This window comes from Marinomonas balearica, from assembly GCF_004362145.1.
In the GTDB taxonomy this organism is placed as follows: Bacteria; Pseudomonadota; Gammaproteobacteria; order Pseudomonadales; family Marinomonadaceae; genus Marinomonas; species Marinomonas balearica.
On the sequence record NZ_SNXC01000014.1, the window covers coordinates 43,833 to 63,715 of the forward strand.

At 40.1% G+C, this 19,883-nt stretch carries 20 protein-coding genes; 14 read left to right on the plus strand and 6 right to left on the minus strand.

From position 1 onward, the window contains the following. Positions 1-7: 7 nt before the first annotated feature. The 14 genes from DFP79_RS13795 to DFP79_RS13860 all read left to right on the plus strand — a co-directional run bounded on the left by DFP79_RS13795 (position 8) and on the right by DFP79_RS13860 (position 12,996). Entirely contained in the window at positions 8-247 is a 240-nt protein-coding gene (locus DFP79_RS13795) for an acyl carrier protein (protein WP_133504531.1), read from the plus strand. Beyond that, on the plus strand, positions 247-996 hold the full coding sequence (locus DFP79_RS13800) for an SDR family NAD(P)-dependent oxidoreductase (protein WP_133504532.1): 750 nt from the start codon (positions 247-249) through the stop codon (positions 994-996). The genes DFP79_RS13795 and DFP79_RS13800 overlap by 1 nt, the downstream gene beginning before the upstream one ends. 8 nt (positions 997-1,004) lie before the next feature. Further along, positions 1,005-2,342, plus strand: coding sequence for an AMP-binding protein (locus DFP79_RS13805; protein ID WP_133504533.1), 1,338 nt, complete (start codon positions 1,005-1,007; stop codon positions 2,340-2,342). After that, positions 2,342-3,403, plus strand: a complete 1,062-nt coding sequence (locus DFP79_RS13810) for a LuxE/PaaK family acyltransferase (RefSeq protein WP_133504534.1) — start codon at positions 2,342-2,344, stop codon at positions 3,401-3,403. The genes DFP79_RS13805 and DFP79_RS13810 overlap by 1 nt, the downstream gene beginning before the upstream one ends. Continuing rightward, positions 3,393-4,520 (plus strand): acyl-CoA reductase, encoded by a 1,128-nt coding sequence (locus tag DFP79_RS13815; protein ID WP_133504535.1) that lies wholly within the window; start codon positions 3,393-3,395, stop codon positions 4,518-4,520. Before DFP79_RS13810 ends, DFP79_RS13815 begins: the two co-directional genes overlap by 11 nt. A 61-nt stretch (positions 4,521-4,581) precedes the next feature. Continuing rightward, entirely contained in the window at positions 4,582-5,535 is a 954-nt protein-coding gene (locus DFP79_RS13820) for a thiamine pyrophosphate-dependent dehydrogenase E1 component subunit alpha (protein WP_133504536.1), read from the plus strand. Next, positions 5,519-6,589, plus strand: coding sequence for an alpha-ketoacid dehydrogenase subunit beta (locus DFP79_RS13825; protein ID WP_208111440.1), 1,071 nt, complete (start codon positions 5,519-5,521; stop codon positions 6,587-6,589). The genes DFP79_RS13820 and DFP79_RS13825 overlap by 17 nt, the downstream gene beginning before the upstream one ends. Then, a complete protein-coding gene (locus DFP79_RS13830; protein ID WP_133504537.1) occupies positions 6,590-7,768 on the plus strand; it encodes a DegT/DnrJ/EryC1/StrS family aminotransferase in 1,179 nt (392 codons plus the stop codon). Then, positions 7,768-8,706: an NAD-dependent epimerase/dehydratase family protein gene (locus DFP79_RS13835; protein WP_133504538.1), complete on the plus strand. Its 939-nt coding sequence runs from the start codon at positions 7,768-7,770 to the stop codon at positions 8,704-8,706. The genes DFP79_RS13830 and DFP79_RS13835 overlap by 1 nt, the downstream gene beginning before the upstream one ends. Then, positions 8,699-9,640 (plus strand): GDP-L-fucose synthase family protein, encoded by a 942-nt coding sequence (locus DFP79_RS13840; protein ID WP_133504539.1) that lies wholly within the window; start codon positions 8,699-8,701, stop codon positions 9,638-9,640. Before DFP79_RS13835 ends, DFP79_RS13840 begins: the two co-directional genes overlap by 8 nt. Beyond that, positions 9,630-10,949: a glycosyltransferase family protein gene (locus DFP79_RS13845; RefSeq protein ID WP_133504540.1), complete on the plus strand. Its 1,320-nt coding sequence runs from the start codon at positions 9,630-9,632 to the stop codon at positions 10,947-10,949. Before DFP79_RS13840 ends, DFP79_RS13845 begins: the two co-directional genes overlap by 11 nt. Further along, positions 10,946-11,905 (plus strand): hypothetical protein, encoded by a 960-nt coding sequence (locus tag DFP79_RS13850; RefSeq protein WP_133504541.1) that lies wholly within the window; start codon positions 10,946-10,948, stop codon positions 11,903-11,905. Before DFP79_RS13845 ends, DFP79_RS13850 begins: the two co-directional genes overlap by 4 nt. Positions 11,906-11,910: 5 nt before the next feature. Beyond that, positions 11,911-12,315, plus strand: a complete 405-nt coding sequence (locus tag DFP79_RS13855) for a hypothetical protein (RefSeq protein WP_133504542.1) — start codon at positions 11,911-11,913, stop codon at positions 12,313-12,315. 15 nt (positions 12,316-12,330) lie between these two features. After that, a complete protein-coding gene (locus DFP79_RS13860; RefSeq protein WP_133504543.1) occupies positions 12,331-12,996 on the plus strand; it encodes a class I SAM-dependent methyltransferase in 666 nt (221 codons plus the stop codon). Between the two features lie 41 nt (positions 12,997-13,037). On the opposite strand, the gene DFP79_RS13865 is transcribed toward DFP79_RS13860, so the two are convergent. Genes DFP79_RS13865 through DFP79_RS13890 form a run of 6 tightly spaced genes read right to left on the minus strand, consistent with a single transcriptional unit; the run spans position 13,038 to position 19,825 of the window. Further along, a complete protein-coding gene (locus DFP79_RS13865; protein ID WP_133504544.1) occupies positions 13,038-13,919 on the minus strand; it encodes a hypothetical protein in 882 nt (293 codons plus the stop codon). Then, positions 13,906-15,462, minus strand: a complete 1,557-nt coding sequence (locus tag DFP79_RS13870) for a sulfotransferase domain-containing protein (RefSeq protein WP_133504545.1) — start codon at positions 15,460-15,462, stop codon at positions 13,906-13,908. The genes DFP79_RS13865 and DFP79_RS13870 overlap by 14 nt, the downstream gene beginning before the upstream one ends. Then, complete coding sequence (locus DFP79_RS13875; protein WP_133504546.1) at positions 15,459-16,367, minus strand: hypothetical protein; 909 nt, start codon at positions 16,365-16,367, stop codon at positions 15,459-15,461. Before DFP79_RS13875 ends, DFP79_RS13870 begins: the two co-directional genes overlap by 4 nt. A 3-nt stretch (positions 16,368-16,370) precedes the next feature. Then, positions 16,371-17,249, minus strand: a complete 879-nt coding sequence (locus tag DFP79_RS13880; RefSeq protein ID WP_133504547.1) for a hypothetical protein — start codon at positions 17,247-17,249, stop codon at positions 16,371-16,373. 16 nt (positions 17,250-17,265) lie between these two features. After that, on the minus strand, positions 17,266-18,186 hold the full coding sequence (locus tag DFP79_RS13885) for a hypothetical protein (RefSeq protein ID WP_133504548.1): 921 nt from the start codon (positions 18,184-18,186) through the stop codon (positions 17,266-17,268). Position 18,187: 1 nt separating this feature from the next. Next, positions 18,188-19,825: a sulfotransferase domain-containing protein gene (locus DFP79_RS13890; protein ID WP_133504549.1), complete on the minus strand. Its 1,638-nt coding sequence runs from the start codon at positions 19,823-19,825 to the stop codon at positions 18,188-18,190. Positions 19,826-19,883 lie beyond the last annotated feature (58 nt).

Below are 19,883 nucleotides of genomic sequence, written 5' to 3' on the forward strand. Positions count from 1 at the left end.
TAATAAGATGAATAATACACATAAATTAGTAAGCGCATTTGAAAGTAGTTTGAATATTGAAGCAGGCCTTGTTGTTGATTCACTTGAGTACAATACAATACCTCAATGGGACTCGGTCGCTCACATGGTGCTAATCGCTGGGCTGGAGAAAGAGTTTGGTGTGTTGTTTGATATGGACGATATTATCGAAATGAGTTCAGTAAAAATAGCAAAAGAACTTCTCACGAAGCATGGAATTGAATTTTAATGGGAGAGCATGCTCAGAAATTGGGAGCGTGTGTCCTGATTACTGGCTCGACAAGCGGTATTGGCCTCGCATTGGCTGAGTTGCTTTCGGGATTAGGTTATGTCGTTGCGATAAACTCAAGGTCGTCCTCCGCCTGTGAAGCGCTGGCAAAAAAGTTAAATGGCATTGCTCTTCCATTTGATGTAACTGATTCAGCTCAACTGGATCTCAGTTTTAGATTGCTTCATCAACAATTGACTAAAAATAGCATTGAGCTGAAAGGCTTTGTTCATTGTGCTGGTAGTATGAATTCTGCACCATTGCACGCTATTAAGGCAGACAGCCTGAACACACTTTATCTCGAACATATTGAGTCGGCAGTGATGCTGTCCAAATGGGCGTCGAGACTGATGATCAATGTCGCTGACGCCGCAATGGTTTTCATGTCGTCTATCGTTGCAAAACAAGGTAGTGAAGGTCAAGTAGCTTACTCTACAATAAAGTCTGCGGTTTCGGGATTGGTGGCGTCGCTCGCAAAGGAGGTTGCGCCCTACGGCATCAGAGTAAACGGTGTTGAACCTGGCGTTATCGATACTCCGTTGATTCACGAATTAAGTGAAGAGCGTCGATTAGATATCGTTAATAACACACTTTTACAGCGATTAGGTTCACCCGAAGACGTGGCAAGTGTTATACAGTTTCTCCTTAGCGAGCAGGCAAAGTTTGTTACCGGACAAATGATTGCTGTCGATGGCGGTTTAAAACTTTGAGGTGATGTGTGAAGTTGCTTGAAAGGGTTACTCAACATAGTGGTACTGCTTTAATTCTGGAAGACACAAAAGTGTCTTATTCAGAATTAAATGCGCTGATTGCCTCTGAAGAGCGAAATGTACAAGCTGGTGAAGTCTGTGCGTTGGTTATGAGAAATAATCTCAAGTCAATCGTCTCCTACTTAGCCTGCTTGAAGACAGGCGCACCTGTTATTTTATTGAATGACTATAACCAGTTGCAGAATATCCAAGACAGTCTTTCCCCCGATAGAGTATTTGATGGTAGTATTTGGAAAGAGCTAAGTTCAAGTATAAAGTCTCAGCCTCATCCTGACTTGAGGCTTTTACTGTCTACATCTGGCAGTACTGGGTCGCCAAAAATGGTGAAGTTATCAGGTCAGAATCTTGATGCGAATGCTGATTCAATTTGCGATTACTTATCAATTTCTTCATCAGACAGAACGATTACATCACTGCCTTTAACCTATTCTTTTGGTTTGTCTTTATTGCATAGTTACTTGTGGGCTGGTGCCAGTCTTGTGGTGACAGAGGCTGCAATTACTGAACGTAAGTTTTGGCAAGCAATGAAGGCGTACAATGTCACGTCTTTTTCTGGAGTGCCTTTCCATTACGAGACGCTTTTAAAACTTCGGTTCATATCAATGGATCTGCCGCATTTAAAGGTTCTCACTCAAGCCGGAGGAAAACTCAATAATTCGTTACTTGAACAGTTTGCCCAGTATGCTGAGGAAACGGATCGTCGTTTTTTTGTGATGTATGGCCAAACCGAAGCGGCTCCCCGTATTGCTTATTTACCTCCCGAGAATCTCATAGATAAAATTGGCTCGATCGGAAGGAGCATCCCAGGTGGACACCTTTATTTAATTGATGATGACGGTAGTTTGATCGAAGACGATAATGTTGAGGGAGAACTAGTGTATGAAGGGCAAAACGTCATGATGGGCTATGCTTCTAGTCGTCATGAACTTGAGTCTGTACCAGACTACAAGCCTCTCAAAACTGGAGATCTGGCTTACAAAGATAATGACGGTTTTTTCTTCATACAAGGGCGAAAAAAACGCTACATAAAAATGCAGGGGCGTCGTTTTGGGCTAGAACATCTTGAACATTTACTTCATGTAATAAGTGTTACTGCTATTTGTATTGGTCAAGAAGATTGTTTACGAGTTTTTACTGTAAACGAAAATATGAAAGAGAAAGCGAAAGAGCTATTGCTCTCAATGTCTATTCATCCGATGTACTTTAAAATTATTGTACTTGATTCGATTCCCCACAAAACAAATGGGAAAGTCGACTATCAGGTGTTGAACGGGTACCTGAAATAATGCAGGACTGGACCGAAATTAATCCACTGCACCTATCGCGTGTAGAGAAAAAAGCCTGGTTATTACCTCAGTTAAATCAATTAACACAATTACATTCAGAAAATTGCGAACGTTACGCAAATATCTTGAACGGCACAGGGCTGCCGCTTGTTGCGAGTGAATTTGATGACGTACCTTATCTAGCGGCTAGATTGTTTAAGCTTCTTCGCTTATCTAGTGTCGAAGAGGGTGATGTTTTTAAAACGTTAACGTCCTCCGGAACAACATCGCAGGTTAAATCGCAAATCGTCTTAGATAAGCAAACTGCCAGCTTGCAGACAAAGGTGCTGGTCAAATTATTATCATCGATAACAGGAAAAAGTCGCCGGCCAATGTTGTTAGTAGATCGACAAGGTCTTACTAATGATAAAAGCGGCTTCTCCGCGCGAGGGGCAGGTGTTCAGGGGTTGTCTTTTTTGGGGCGAGATCATACTTATGCCTTGAATGAAGATTTAACGCCAAACTGGGAGCGGATAGATCAATTTATCGAGAAGTATAAAGGTCAGTCTGTACTTATTTTTGGGTTTACCTTTATGGTTTGGCAATACTTTGTGACGGAGCTGTTAAATAGAGGAGATCGATCGCTTTTTGATAATGCCATTTTGTTTCATTCCGGAGGGTGGAAGAAGCTACAGGACAAAGCGGTTGATAATCACACGTTTAAATCCACAACACGCGAAATTCTTGGTGAGTCGGCAGCGATACATAACTTTTATGGCATGGTTGAGCAGATAGGCAGTGTGTTTGTTGAATGCAGTCATGGGCACCTGCATGCTTCTGCATATTCCGATATTATTATAAGGAATCAAAACACGTTGGAACCTGCAGCATTTGGAGAGCAGGGTCAGATTCAAGTTATGTCGTTTATTCCTCGGAGCTATCCTGGACACAGTATTTTGACCGAAGATCTTGGGCGACTTCTTGGTGAGGATGATTGCTCATGTGGTTGGAAGGGGTGCTACTTTGAAGTGATAGGTCGCCTTCCAAAGACAGAGATTCGAGGATGTAGTGATGTCTTCTAATATAACGTTGTTTGCGGGTAGTCAAAAGGTAGAAGATCGCTCGAGTGCGGTCATTATGCCTTTTGATTCTAGTCGAGTTTTATTTCTTTCGCAGTTGTCAGAGGCTTTGCTCCAAGGCAACTACAGTGCTCCATTAAAGGCGTTAGGTTTTTGGCTGAGAGAATCACAAATCAAGGCGTGGAAAGAAGAATATAAGCCAAATGATCATTTACTATTAGCGCCAATTGGCCGCGTCTTTATTGTCTCCCCTTCAAATGTCGAAGGTCTGTTTGCCTATAGTTGGTCGCTTTCTTATTTGATGGGTAACCAAACTATTGTTCGTGTTAGCGCAGCTATTACCTCAGACCAAAAAAAACTTTTTGACCTGTTTAATCTGATTGACGAACAGACGAATGGTGAAGCACTAAATAACCAAGCCTTCCTTAGCTACGATAAACACAGCGACTGGACACGAAAATGCTCAGATTGGTGTCAATTCAGAATGCTGTGGGGAAGCGATCAAAGTATTGAAGATATAAGACGAGTAACGCTACCTGCTCAGAGTCAGGAGAGGGTGTTTCCAGATCGCTATTCCATCAGTGTTCTACACCTTGAAGAACAAGACATTCCAATTATTTCAGGTTTAGCAGAAAGTTTTGCGAGAGATGTTATTACCTTTCAGCAACAAGCTTGTGCGTCTCCAAAGTGGGTGATTTGGTATAGGACATCTAAAAAAATACAAACCCTTTTTTGGGACGCAGTAGAGAAATTTATTGTCGGCAGTTTTGCGAAAAACGAGACTTTCATGTCTGCTCAATACTTATGCGCATTTGGTGCTGAAGTTGAAAGAGTAGGGGGTTTGTCTATTGTCAATTATAGAGAAATTATTAATGATGGAGTGGCTCTTCGTGGAGTATTAGGCCAGTTTGATCAAAGCTGTATTTCAGAAATTGGTCGTGCGTTTCCTCAAAACCTCCAGAGCATTTCCCATTATGGGTTATCTCATGAATCCAAATTGGAGTTGTCTAAAACGTCTCAGGTTAGTCAATTCTGTAGACTTGGCGAGGCACTAACATTTACAAAAAATTGGGATGGGGTTGATTTAATTACAGTTTTTTCAAGAAAAGTGAGATTATAACTAAATATTTTATTTAGTTAGTCGATATTCTATTTTATAGAAACTTAAAACGAGAGCAGTTATGGCACCTTATTCATCCATAGAAGCACGGCTCTACGCTTCCATTGCATTGACTCGAAGAGTAGAAGAAATTATTGCGGATATATATCCGAGTGACAAAATTAAAAGCCCTGTCCACTTAGCCATTGGGCAAGAATACATTGCATCTTCAGTAATAGACCACTTACGTGAAAGTGATTTCGCTGCTGGAACATATCGTGGTCATGGTGTCTACCTATCCAAGGGAGGAGATGTGAACGCGCTAATGGCCGAGCTTTATGGAAAGAAAACAGGCTGTGCTAAGGGGCGAGCTGGGTCGATGCACCTTGTGGATTCCTCTAAAGGCGTTGTTGGAATGTCTGCCGTTGTTGGAACCGGAATCCCTGTTGCTGTAGGGCACGCATTGGCTATTAAGCAGCAAGGCAGAGATGATGTCGTTGTTGTATTTATGGGAGATGGTGCAACCGAGGAAGGTTGTTTTAGCGAGAGCATTAACTTTGCTGCCCTACAGAAATTACCAATTTTGTTTGTGGTAGAAAATAACCGCTTAGCTATTCACGAACCTCTAACTAAGCGCTGGGCTGCGGACACCTTGACCGAGCGTGTTGCTACTTATGGCATTCCTGCGAAGAGGTTTAAAGAACCAGATGTCCTTGCTATTCACGCTCATGCAGGAGATCTTATCGATACAATTAGGAAAGGAGCGGGTCCTGCTTTTATGGAGTGCCATACTCATCGTTGGTTTGAGCACGTTGGCCCAAATGAGGATTACGATCAAGGCTATAGAAGCCTAGAAGAAGGTAAGGAATGGCGAGCTAAAGATGTCTACGTCACATTGGGAAAACAACTGTCGAAAGATGAGAAATATCGCATTGATAAAAGCATTGAGGAACAAGTAATGGCGGCAGTTGAATTTGCCGAAAACAGTTCATTCCCATCGCCAGAGGAGTTGTATGACTATGTCTATGCTAACTAGTCGTAGCGCACGAGTCTTAAAATATTTCGAGGCGTTGTCTGAAGGTGCATACCAGGCGATGGAAGAAGACAGTCGAGTTTTTATGATGGGGCTTGATATTGACGATCATAAATCGATCCAAGGCTCTACAAAAGGCCTATTAGACAAGTTTGGCTCTGAGCGTATTTTTACTACTCCTCTGTCTGAAGATGCTATGACGGGGGTCGCAATTGGTGCCGCGATGGCTGGGCAGAGGCCTATACATGTACATATTCGCATGGATTTTCTATTGTTATGTATGAATCAATTGGTAAATATTGCGGCTAAGAGCCACTACATGTATGGCGGAACAGTTCAGGTACCGATGGTAATTCGAACCATGATTGGTAAATCATGGGGGCAAGGAGCGCAGCACTCACAGGGGTTGCATTCTCTGTTCGCACATATCCCTGGAATGAAGGTTGTAGCCCCGTCCAATGCATACGATGCGAAAGGGCTTACAATTCAAGCTGTTAGAGACAATAACCCAGTTTTGATTATGGAGCATCGACTGCTCTATGGAAGTGAAACTGTTGTGCCTGAAGAAGCTTACGCTGTAGAGTTTGGTAAGGCTCGAGTGATGCGAGAGGGCAAAGACCTGACCATTGTTGGCGTATCTAATATGGTAAACGAGGCCTACCGTGCTGCTGAATTATTAGCTGAACAAGGGATTGAAGCAGAGGTAATTGATCCTGTTACTATTTCCCCCCTCGATTTTGAAACCATTGAAAGATCCGTAAATAAAACAGGTCGTTTGCTCGTAGTAGACAATGCTTGGTTGAATTGCGGCGTATCTGCTGAAATCGTCGCTCGGGTTGCTGAAAGTGAAATAATAGAGGTGAAGCCCAAAGTTAGGCGGATGGGATTTGCTGAAACAACTTGCCCAACAACGCCAACATTAGAAGATGCTTTTTATCCAAATCCTAAAACCATAGCAATGTCTGCATATCGGCTAGCTACAGGAGAAGATGGTTGGATACCTGATAGCAAGCGCTGTGAATTAGCATATCAATCTCAGTTTAAAGGACCGTTTTAAATGTCATACGATTTGGCTGCCCCCTCATGGGGGCAAGAAGAGTTAGATGCTCTACAAACTGTAATGGATTCAGGTTTTTTTACCATGGGTCCTAAAGTTGCGGAGTTTGAACGTAAGTTCGCCGATTACCATGGAAAAAAGTATGGAATCATGGTGAACTCCGGCTCTTCTGCGAACTTAATTTCAGTGGCTGCGTTGTTTTTCACCAAAGAAAACCCTTTGCGACAAGGCGATGAGGTATTAGTACCTGCTATTAGTTGGGCTACGACTTATCATCCTTTGCAGCAGTATGGATTAAAAGTACGTTTTGTCGATGTTGAGTTGGAATCCTTGAATATGGATGTAGCTCAAATTGAACGGGCAATAACACCGAACACTAAAATGATTCTTGGTGTAAGCATCTTAGGTAACCCCGCAGCGCTTGATGTCATGCGAAGTCTTGCTGATAAGCATGGTCTGTACTTTATGGAAGACAATTGCGAGTCGATGGATGCAGAGCTGAATGGTAAAAAAGCAGGAACATTTGGTGATTTAAACACTTTTAGCTTTTTCTTTTCTCACCATATCTCGACTATGGAAGGAGGAATGATTCTTACCGATTCGCAGGAACTGTATGAATTATGTCGTAGCCTCAGAGCACATGGTTGGACTCGAGATTTGCCAGAAGATTCAATATTGTTCGAGCGTTCGGGCGATGATCTGTTCGAAGCGTATCGTTTTATTCTTCCTGGGTATAATGTTAGGCCGACTGAACTGAATGCAGCAGCAGGGCTTGAGCAGTTGAAAAAATTGCCTGATTTCACGAAAGCGAGACGTAAGAATCTAAAGTTATTCCAGTCGTTATTTGAACATGATGATCGGTTTATAATCCAAAAAGAGAATGGCAGCAGTTCGTGTTTTTGCTTCACAATCATCTTGAACCCCGAAAAAAAATTAGATCGAAAAACTATTTTCAAAGCGCTGTCTGACAACAAAATAGGTTTTAGAATTATCACAGGTGGAAATTTCCTTAGGCATGATGTACTCAAGTACTATGACTACAGTGAGGCTGCGCCTATAGTCAACGCTAATATTGCCCATGATTATGGTTTCTTTGTTGGTAATCACCCTTTCGATCTTAGCTCTGAACTAGAGTTGCTATATCAAGTTCTAGATCGCGCAGCACAGGAGAGTATGTAATGTCGCAGAATATTTTAATCACAGGTGGTGCGGGGTATCTTGGTTCTATTTTAGTACCTCGACTACTTGAACTTGGACATAAGGTGACTGTGCTTGATAATTTTATGTTTGGGCAGGATTCCTTAAATGCAGTGGCGGCGAATCCAAACTTCAAAGTTGAACGCGGAGATTGTCGAAACGAATCAACAATGAAATCATTGGTAAAAATGGCTGACACGGTTATTCCTCTTGCCGCTTTGGTCGGCGCTCCATTATGCTCCCGTGATGAAATTGGTACAGTAACAACTAATCGCGATGCTGTTGTGATGCTTACTAAACTGCTAAGTAAGAATCAAAAAATCCTGATGCCTATAACCAACAGTGGTTATGGAATCGGCGAGTCAGGGAAGTTTTGCACCGAAGAGTCGCCTCTTCGCCCTATTAGTCTATATGGAAGATCCAAAGTAGAAGCGGAAGAAGCGGTACTTGCACATGGATCTGCTATTAGTTTTAGATTGGCGACTGTCTTTGGTTTTGCGCCTCGAATGCGACTAGATTTGCTGGTTAACGATTTTGTCTATAGAGCAGTAAAAGATAGAGCATTGGTGTTATTTGAATCCCACTTTAAACGCAACTACATTCATATTCGAGATGTAACGAAGGCATTTGTTCACGGACTAGAACACTTCGATAGCATGTCTGGTGAAGCTTACAACGTTGGACTATCTGATGCGAATTTGTCTAAGTGGGAGCTTTGTGAGCGAATTCAAAAGCAAGTACCCGGTTTCACTTTTTTAGAGGCACCTATCGGAGAAGATCCAGACAAGCGTGACTACATTGTTTCGAATGATAAGATCGAAGCAACAGGGTATACGCCTGATCATTCTCTTGACCAAGGAATTGCCGAGTTAATAAAAGGGTATACGATGATATCCAACTCTAAGTTTAGTAATGTCTGATTTTTTTGACTTGGCTGGAAAGCGTGTTTACGTAGCTGGCCATACAGGGTTAGTGGGTGGAGCGCTTATCAAAGCGCTCAAGACGTACGATATTGAGCTTATTCTTGCATCGAAACAGGAATTGGATCTTCGGGAGCAAAATCGTACTCGAGAGTTTATTTTTGATAATAGGCCAGATGTTGTTTTATTGGCAGCTGCTAAAGTTGGAGGAATTGAGGCAAATCGGACTCAGCCTGTCGATTTTTTGTACGACAATATTATGATTGCGACTAATGTTATCAAGGCTTCGGCGGATGCAGGTGTGGAACGCTTAATGAATCTCGCCTCAAATTGTTATTATCCACGTAATGCAACGCAGCCGATCCTAGAAGAAAGTTTGTTGACCGGTCCTTTTGAACCGACAAATGAAGCTTATGCGACAGCAAAACTAGCCGCAATGCGTCTTACACAATACTATGCGTCTCAATTCGGTAAGTCCTTTTTTACCTTGGTGCCGACTAGTTTGTATGGCCCTGGTGATCATTTTGATGATGCCCGCGGACATGTCATACCTGCTCTCATAAATCGGTTTCACAAAGCGAAGGAAAGTAATACTCCAACAGTTACACTCTGGGGATCTGGTGCACCAACACGGGAGTTTTTGTTTGTGGATGATGCTGTCAAAGGAATGTTATTTTTCCTCCAAAATTACTTTGAAAAAGAAGCGATCAATCTTGCTGGAGGGAAATCTGTTTCTATTCGAGAGCTTGGAGAAAGCATCTCATCGATCGTAGGATATGCTGGAGAGTTAGTGTGGGATACGTCTAAACCTGATGGCATGCCGCATAAATCTCTAGATAGTGAACGATGTTTTTCTTATCGCTGGCGTCCTGAAACGTCATTAGTTAATGGATTGAAAGAAACCTATCGATATTATCTTAAACATGCTGACTAAACCTAGAACATTTTTTGCTATTCATCGCTTCGAGTCAAAGTCTTATGAAGACTCAGCAGGGAAAATAGAAATACGAGAGCCTATGGTTCAATCAGGGCGACTTGGAGAACATGAAACATTTCATTTTGGCTGGGATGAGATAGATTGTCTTGATTTAATAAATCAATCTATTAAAGTCGCAAAGGCTCAAGCAGGCAATGCTCCAGTTGTTATTTATGGCGCAGGAGCTCATACGACTCAGCACTGGTATCTTTTCTCATCGCTCAATATTGTTGCTGTCGCAGATAAAAATGAGTCGCTTTGGGGAAGTTTTTTAAAAGAAAAGCCAGTTATAAGCCCTAAACAAATTTCGGATTATTCGAATCATGTTGTGATCTCTAGTAGAGCATATGAAGAAAATATTCGAGATGAATTGCTGAAAGCTTATCCTACTCTGACTCTTTTCCAGTTGTATGGCAATGACTATATGGAGAAGCGTTTGGTGCTTTGGGCAAATACATTGCGCGAAAAGGTACTGCGGTTTCAGCCTGATTTGCTTGTTCATACGCCTACGCACGTTAGAGAGAACTTGCCATCGCAATTCTTTCTTGAGTTGAAACAGCAAGTTCCAAATATGAAAATCCTAACAGTATGGTGGGATTATGATGAAACGAATATTGAAGCTGGTTATCTTGAATACGAGCGTCAGGTATTAGAGTACGCTGATTTAGTAATAGAAAACTCTAATGGTACGCGATTAGAACGCATGCATAGAAATGAAGCACCTTACTGTTCGCACCTAAATTCTGAAAAGGTTATTTTTCACCCTAGCTGGTTTGATCCTAGTTTGTTTTATAATAGTGGTGAAGAAAGAGACATTGATATTGCACTTTTTGGCAGTCGAGTTGGAGAAAGAGGAAGGTGGATTGACTTTCTTGAGGACACGTATGGAGATAGGTTTAGGCATATTGGTGGAGTTTCAGGAGAGCATCGTAATCCAATTCCTATATCTGAATACGCGGCTTTGCTAAGGCGTACCAAGGTAGTAGTAAACACGCAAACTTACTCTTTTCGAAGTCAATGTAAAGGGAAGGTTCGGGAAACACTGCAGTGTGGCGCCATCCTTATGGAGGAGGAAAATAGCGAGACACCATTAGCATTTCCAAATGATGATTCTATCCTATACTTCGATAGTTTTGAGGGGCTTAGGGATAAGATCGACACCTTAATTGAGCATTATTCGAAATACAAGCAGCCTCGCAATGAGATTAATTGGGTCGCATGGACTGAATATCTACTAGAAAACCTGTTTGGAAGTGAGAATTTATGATGTCAAAAGAAACACTAATGGTTCGTTTTCCGAACTTCTTTAGACAGTGCAACTTTCACTGTCCATATTGTACTGCCGATGTTGGGGCTGACAATATTCGTTATAAGTGGCCTTATAGAGATAATCATAGAAAAATTTTAGAAAATCTTTTGAAGCTCGATAAAATGTTAAATATCCGTTTAGGTCCTGCTGGTGAGTTTTTTGTTAGTAAAGATTTAGTGGAGGATGCTCGATGGTTGACACAACAGAGCAACGTAGAAGCAGTAAATCTAATAACGAATATGGGCTTTACAGAGAAACAATATAGTAAATTTTTCGAAGGCTTTAATCTTGATAAGGTTGCACTAACAGTTTCATATCACCCTACTGAAATAAAAGATACAGACGTTTGGAAAAAAACGATACTTACATTAGCTGAGAAAATGCCTGTATCTATTGTGCTTGTTGCTTATCCTCCGTTGGTGCATATGTTGCCAATGATCCATGAAGAGTTAAAAGAATTAAATATTCCTATATCGGTTAATGGTTTTATTGGTAGCTTTCAAGGTGAAGTATACCCTTATGCTTATACTGAAAAACAAAAAGAATTCTTAAAAGATATTAGCTTTTCTAGACATGAATATGAATTCTGGATTAATGGAATAAAGCCAGGCTTATGCAATGCCGGATATAAGTCAATATTCATTGATATAAAAGATGGAAAGGTCTATTCGTGTGGAATGCCAAAGAATATTTCACTTGGAGAGCTATTAGATGGACCAAATATAGATCTATTAGACGGGCCTTTACCTTGTATGAATAGTAAGTGCATGTGCGATTCAGAAAATTATAATCCGGTCGTGTTTGATGAATACTATGACCGTACTGGAATTGCATTGCGACAATATGAATACAAATTCAAAGAAATAGCGATGGAAAACCCACTTATGGATGAATGGAATATAGCTTATTGGTAGCAATCATGAATGAAAATTTATTCCCCCCAATTGAAGATGAATTTATCGAACTTACTGAGTTTTTTTGGTGTTTGAAATCTAAGGCCCTAGAGAATGATTTTCTAAAAAAAAGTATTGAAAAATTCGGAGTTAGTATAGATAAAAAATACCCTATTCTTCCAAAAGACAAAGACTCCTCAGATGTTTGGCAAGATTATATGCAACGTTGGGAAGAAAACGAAAGAGAAGTGAGTGTACTTTTCTCTGAATATGTCGCAGCCCATAAATTTTCAGAAACCTCTGTTGAGGATCGGCTTTGGAGAGACTTCTCTTTAAGAGACGATTGGCCTACTTGGGTATTAATTAATTATCGCCAGATGCTAAAACACTATTCTAAATCGACAAATTACATAGAAATTAACAGTATATAATGAGAGGGGTTCAAAATGGATATTCATGCGATTGCAGATGACCTAGACAATTGGGTTACGAATCACCCTTGGGCCAAAGGAGGGTATGTAGATCCGAGTTCTACTCGAGAAGAGAGAATTGCATATCACTCCAACAAAAGTAGCACAAACCCAATTCAACAAGTGAGAGAAGAGATTCTCGGTTTAGTCGAAGTAATGCTTGGTTTGAAAAAAAGGCAAAAAATTGTTGAAATTGGTTTTGGGGAAATTGGTGGAACACATCGACTTTTTAAACAGCTTTTCGATGAAGTTCATACTATAGAAGTTAGAAATGATGTTGTGGATAGGCATGTGCATGAGCAAATGGAAGGAGAGCTTGGGAACAGTCATTTTTATATTGGTCCTTCCAATGATCCTGATAACTATTTGAATGTTTGTAGAGCTGTTGTACAGTGCGATGCGCTATTTATTGATGGGCATCATTCTCGAAATATAGTCGAATCTGATTGGCGAATGTATCATCATCTTGTGAGGGAAGGCGGGATTATTATTTTTCACGATACCATTGTTGATTTTGAAGGAGAACGAGAAGTAGCCGGTCTAGTTGAGGATCTTAGTCATGGAAATATCAATGGCAGGAAACATGAGTTTTCTCATATTCATAAATCTGTTGACGTAGGTATAAGCTACTATATTGTCTAGAGCTATTTTGGGAGGTGTACTAAAGCATCTCCCTGATTTAGTTAGTCAAAATAATCGTACTGAAACGTTAGGTCTGGCAGCGCATATCCAAGTGTTTTTAAAAAAACGTATAGTTCTTTAGACATCACAGAAGTAAATCCTTCTTTTTGCCAGTCGTGCCAAGATTCGAAGGAGTGATCTAAGTGCGAAGATGTACTCTTATGTTGATTGATCGCACCAGAATCAATAAGAGGTCGCATATCTTCAGTTGAGTACTTTAAACCAGTGATGTCTTCACAGGTTTGTATAGCGTACATGATATCAGTGGTCATTTTCTCCATTTGAATCGTGCGCATCAACGGACCGTATCGTCTTAAGTCTTGGGCTAGATTAAACAAAGTATAACAGCTAGTGAAAAATGCTTTTTGTTCTATACTGTGTTTATCAAACCACTCCAGTTCTAACACGTGTGGGAACCTTGAACAAAATAACTCGAAAAATGTAGAATAATGAGTGCTTAACTCTGGAACTGCTTCTGCTTGAATCACACCACTCATATGGCTTTTTATAAACTGGAAGGGGTTCCGAACTAGGTGAAAAACCTTAGGTGATATAGCGTTGAAGTCCTCCTTATAATAGAGTTCACGCGGTACAAAGGTATGTACGTTGCCGAAAACTGCTTTACTAGGAAAGCTTCGTTCGTATATAGCATAGAGCTCAGACAGTGACAGTTTTTTTAACTCAAGGTTTGTTCTTCCTCTTGTTAGAGGGTCCAATCTTTCGCCTGAAATTCCACGTGTTCTTTCCGCTTCAAAACAGCCTTCAATTACGGAATCTATTTCGTATGTTCCGTGGGCAACGAATACATCGCTATGAGTAGACAGCGCAAAAGCGAGCCATCTGCTTGCGGAATATCCATAACTAACAACGCTAAATCGATTCATGATGTACCTCATTCCAAATGAGCTGCTTTATAAAGTGGTTTCTTTTTGCAAAAGAGATCATGCTTTCTATCGTCGCTTCATGAGTCGGTATCGCAAACACTTTTCCATCAAACGAGGCTAACTCTTGTGATGTGTGGATTTTTTTGTTCTTAAGAATTAAACCAGCCTCCAATTGGTCATAAAGCTGGACATTTTCTGCTTCAAGTATACCTCTAGGAAGTGCTCGTTGCAGGTTTTCGAAATCATACGAGATTCCCCAGAGCGCAATAGAGGCATGCTCTTTGAGGTTTGAGACAAGTTTTTCGATAAATTCAGAGGTGTGTTCGTTTTGATTGCTCATATTATTGTTGTTCAGCTTTTTGAAGGCGTGATCAATAAGGTCTGAACTCGATGAGGTTAGTTCTACGAATAAGCTGTCGTCATTAAAGGTTGCGCGCTCTATTTTGCTGTTTTTTTGCCATGTTCCCGTATAAAACTTGTACTTTGATACATCTATATTCGATTTGTTGAATGCAAAAGTCGCGAGCATTTCATCTCTGACGACTAAAGGTGCTCCGTTACGAATACTTTTTGAGATGATTTTCTGTTTTTCGTTATAGTCGCTTTCGCGAAAGTGCTCTATTTTTTGGTATCCAAGTTCGTCGAGTATGTGATTAAAGCCGTATGACTTAAAAAGCTCAAGATGTTCGTTAACGAGATTATGTTTCCAGTCCCCAATCACGCCTTTATTGACCCTAAAATTATGTCGATGATAAAGAAAGGTGTTCTTGTGGTCCATCGATTTCCATATAGATGCTTTTTGTTCTAGTGTAAGCAGAACACCAAGATACTCACAGATACCAGAAATAGTCATTATTGGATCTGTAATAAGCTGTTCCCAATGGACACAATAATAATTTTCTTTTATATCGAGAAATTCATCCCAATACTTTTTTTGATGCGATATTAACCCTTCACACAGTTTTAAGTCAGAGAATTTAGACAGAGATATTGATAATCGAATACTCTCTTCATCTCCTAAATGCTGGTTACTTTGAATGTACTCGCTGCTTAAGGCGTTAATGGAATGATTCGCAGAATTAAATATGTCTAAAGGATTTCGAATGCTAGCGAAGTGGAAGTGATTTTTACTTAGATTTAAAAGGGTCCTCGGATATTCGTGAGAATGTAACGTATCGCTACGATAGGCGAGAACAGAGGGAACTTTGTGTGTAATGAGGATATCGCCTTTCCCCATAATTCCAATATACTTTCGGACAAAGTAATTTCCCTCGCTGTCGAACCACTGAGGACCTCCGTTGATGCTTCTAAACTCACCGTTTATGATGATATCTTTTTCATCATATCCGGATTTGGAAAGTGCATCGAGGTAGCAATTATAAAGATTTAAATCGTTATCATTGAGAATGTTTTGTGCGGCTTGTCGCTCTTCGCAATCATTTAGTGAGCCAGAAATTAGTTTGATTTTATGAATGATAGAATTAAGCAGGGCGTAGCCAGATCTCGGCTGTCCAGACAGGATAATACGTTGCTCTATGCTCATAAACCGCTACCTTCTATGATTCTTTGAACTTCCGTCAACATTGAAAATGCGGACTGATAGCCAATGCTTAGCGCTTTAGCTCTTTCGTTATAATTGCCTTTTTCGTATTCTTCTACGCAATAATCAATAAAGTTGCCTGAAGCGGTTAAGGTGAAGTCCTGTATATCCGCTCTGATATCTGTTTGTTCACTTACGAGCAATGACTCATTAATTAAATGGTAAAAAAAACGCGATTGAGATGGATAGGGCCATTCACGAAATTGTTTTAAATTTAGGCAGATTTTAGCGCGCGAGATCAAATCATTTCTATGGAATGGAGCCGTTAAAGCATGCACTGACTCGACATAAAATCCACGTTCCTTTAATTCATTTATGATCGTAGTTCGGTACTCTGTCTTTGCTCCAGTGAAGAGGAAATCAATATTCTTTTGCTCATCACTTCTATGTATAACTTGCTTAAAATTAGGTACATAATAATGCGGGAAATAAAGCACTGGAATAGAAAGATTGTCTTCATAGTCTGATTTAGCAACATCACTAAAATGCCATATTGCACTGGCGTATTGACACGCGTCTAAAAAATTATTGTACCTTTCAGACCAGTATTCACTATCGAAGTAGTAGGAACTGCCATCTTGAAAAGAAAAGTTGTTGAACGTATTTTTCGTCAAGAACTCAGTACCGACTATGATAAGCCTTCCATCATTTTTGACTAAATGATCAATTTTTCTCACATATTCAGCGTCAAAATTCTCAATTACTACATTAACGTGACCGGGACAAAGCTCTTTCTCAATATCCGCAATATGCCCTGCTAACTCCAAAGCACTTTTAATTAGCAAAAAGGTATCGCCTACATTGATACCGAAATTCCAGTGATTACCGTATATGAGCTTGAAGTGCATTTTCTATCCTAAAAAATCTAGGTTGTATCCATTCTTTTTATAAATACATAAATCACTTTCATCTAAAATATGATGAAATATATCTTTCTGTAGTTTAGTCCAGTTTGTGTAGGTATCTTCTGCCTTACTACTGGCTTTTCTTCTATGAGAGTTGAGAGCGCCTCCAGAGATAAAGCTTTCCAGTGACTGATAAGAATATTGAAGTCCCGTAATCATTTCACAATATTTCTTAAGGTATTCAATATCCGATGTCATCTCCTCCATAAGAATGTTGTCAATGACTCCCTCAAAGTTGTGTAGGTCTTGCTGTTGTCGTTTTATGGTATAACAGCTTAAAACATGTCCTCGGTGTTCCATGTTATTACTATCAAAGTCTGGAAACTGCTCTGGAAAGGACTCGAACTCTTCTAAAAATTGCTTCTCAAAAAATGAGGAGTAATGATTGTGTAGTTCTTCTGCAAATAAATGGGCGTCAGTGACGAGTTTCGTATGAGATGCAATATAGTTGATAGGGTTTCGGATCAAATTAAAAACAGTCAAATCCATTTCATGGATCTCGGGCTTATTGTAGAGTTCATGTAAAACAAAGCTATGAACGCATCCATAGTTTTCGAAGCCCGGGAACTCTGTTTTAAAGTGTTCATATAGTTCTTTTAGAGGCGTTGTCTTTATAAAGCGCTCAGCTTCTCTTCCTCGTGTAACCGCATCTTTGTTTATTGGGGCGCTTAGCAGAGCTTTTTCGCTCTCGTAAGAGCCGTTTACGACCGAGTCTAGTGGATAGCTTCCATGGGCTACAAATGTGCGTTTGTTCGAAGCTAGTACAAAACTAAGCCATCGAGTTGCGGCAGGCCCATTAGCAGTAACACAATAATTTTTTTTCACGAAATACTCCTAAAACTTAGACCTTCAAAAAAGATAAAATGTCATTTATATAATGAGTAACTGGCATGTTTTGAGCGAAGTTACGATGTTGATTCAATGCTACTTCGTTGTATAGGTCATCCTCAATAAGTTCAATGACACTTGCACATAACTCTTCGCGATCTTTTTCAATGATAAAGTTTGATAGATCGCACTTTACTGGCGTTGTTTCCGATATGATGCAAGATTGATTTGTAAGGTGAAAATGCAATCTTGAGTTTGAAGGGTGTTTCCAACTCTCTTTCTGCTTTAAATTTAATGCGACTTTAGAACGTCTGGTCAGGTCTTCCCTTAAGTAGGCTGGTGTTGTTGTATCACACTTAGTTATTGAAAGTCCGCTTTGCTCCAATTCTTGTAGTATATCTAGCCTATATTGGGTAAGTACGCCCGTAAAAACAACGTCATAGTCTTTTTTGACCAAAGATGGGAACGGCATTTGGAGCGATGGTAAATAAGTGTGAGGAAAGTACATAACAGGCACATCGGGAAAAGCCTGTTGATAAATATCAACCTGATGCTCGGATAAATGAAACAGCCCGCGACAATGTTGAAGAATGCGTAGAAAACTCTCGTAACGCTCTTTCCAGTAGCTAGGTATTTCATAATGGCTTTTATTCGCCTCTGAATTTGAGAATTGATTAAATGAATTTTCGGTTAAGAACTCAGTCGCAATTAGGTAAATGTGTGTCGAACGATCATTACATTTGCTTTCTAGCTCTTCTACATTTTCACTATTAAAACCTTCGACCAATATATTGGTTCGCCCTATGACAACTTCTGTACTTAGGCAGGTCGAGATCCCCGCTTGTAGCAAAGTATGTTGTACTAAAAAGTAGCACTCGGGAATTCGGTTGTTTCGAAAGTGCTGCCCGTATACTAAGTAAACTAAGTGATCCATATTAAACTGCGCTTATATCTAAAAATTTAATTTTAATGTGGCGGCAATATTGTTTGATTGATTGGCGTGTTTCGTAGCTAAGTGCCATTGGTATTACGATTGTTTCTTTCTGGCTCGTAATATCATCAGGAGACAAGACCGTTTTATTGAACTTCTGTTGTCCCTTTAATCTACGATCTACCAAGTTAATGTTAGCCTTGCTGAGGATATGTAACGTGTTTGGGTTTCGTTCTATCCAACTGTCAAAATCAGTTCCGATTCCCCAAAGTGTAATATTTATATCTGGGTTGTTCTTTAGAAAGTTTTCTAGTCGAGAGAAGGTGTTCTTATGTGTGCCTAACGCGACGTTAAGAAAGGCTGTGACATCATTTTCGGGATAATGAGTGCGAAGCAGTTGCTCTAGATGCGCGTCAGAGTCTAACGATTGAATTTTGTTTATCATCGAGCAAAGTAAGTCATTTTTTTCTGCTGCAAAGGTTTGAAACTCTCTTAATATAGGTTCATCTTCTAAATCACTGCGCTCAATTGATACTCTTCCTCGCTCTGGAAAGGACGTAAATGAGAATTCAGATGCGTCGATATTGGATTTATTAAATGCGAATCCAGCTAAGTTCTTATCCTTGATTTCATATGGTTTACCACTGTCCCAATAATGTTGAATTTGTTTTTGGTACTCATTTTGCCGTTCTGGCACGCAAGGGAAGTCATATCCTAGTCTAGAGAATAGCTCTCCTCCGCCTAGTTCTTCAAAGAGCTTAATATGCTGAGGGATGATGCTGTTCTTCCAATCTCCAACAACGCCTTTGTTGATGCGAAAATTGTGCTGGTGATGAGAGAGTAAGTTCTTATGGTCTCTAGGCTTCCAAATATCTTCCGCTTCCTGAGCCGATACTTCTTGATTAATTAAGGAGCCGATATATTGTATCGTCGATATTGGGTCTAATATTAAGTCTTCCCACCTATAGTGCTTGAAGAATTGGGCCACAGTGAAGTAACGATTCCAATAATCAATTTGATATTTTATTAGGCCACGGCAAACCTTGGGGTCGGACAATTTACTTAAACCAATTTCTTGACGTATTGCTTCCTCATTTACATCAGTCATAAATCGGCTAATGTATTCGCTTGTAAGGGCATTAATGGAATGTGCAGCCGAGTTAAACACGTCGATTGGATTTCTGTAAGAGGTCAACCAATTACGCTGTCGCTCCCCATATGTAGATACCCAAGACTCAGGAGATTTTGTCGAATGCATAATAGGGTAATAGTCGAATAGTGCTTTTGGATATCGAACAGCGAGAAGAAAATCTCCTTTGTCTTTAATACCAAAGTACTTCCTAACAAAAATATCATCTGGATAGTCTGGGTTAACCCATTTAGGGCCACCAACAATGAGTTGAAATTCACCATTAAATAGTAGTGATTCCTGCATGTTATATCGACTAAAAAAGCTCACATACTCTCTATTGAGTTGCTGACTCAAAAACGGTAAGACTTTGTTCAGCCTTGTTTGTGCTACATCATGCGCGACAGGAATATTTTTCAGACGATGAATTTCATTTAGAATAGACAGCATCAGCGAAAAGCCTGTCCGCTGAAGGCTAACAACTACCGAAGAAGTACTGGCATTCTCGATCATTATATTGAACGTTCCTTAAGCTATTTAAACTACATTATGTATTTACGGCAGTTCGGAC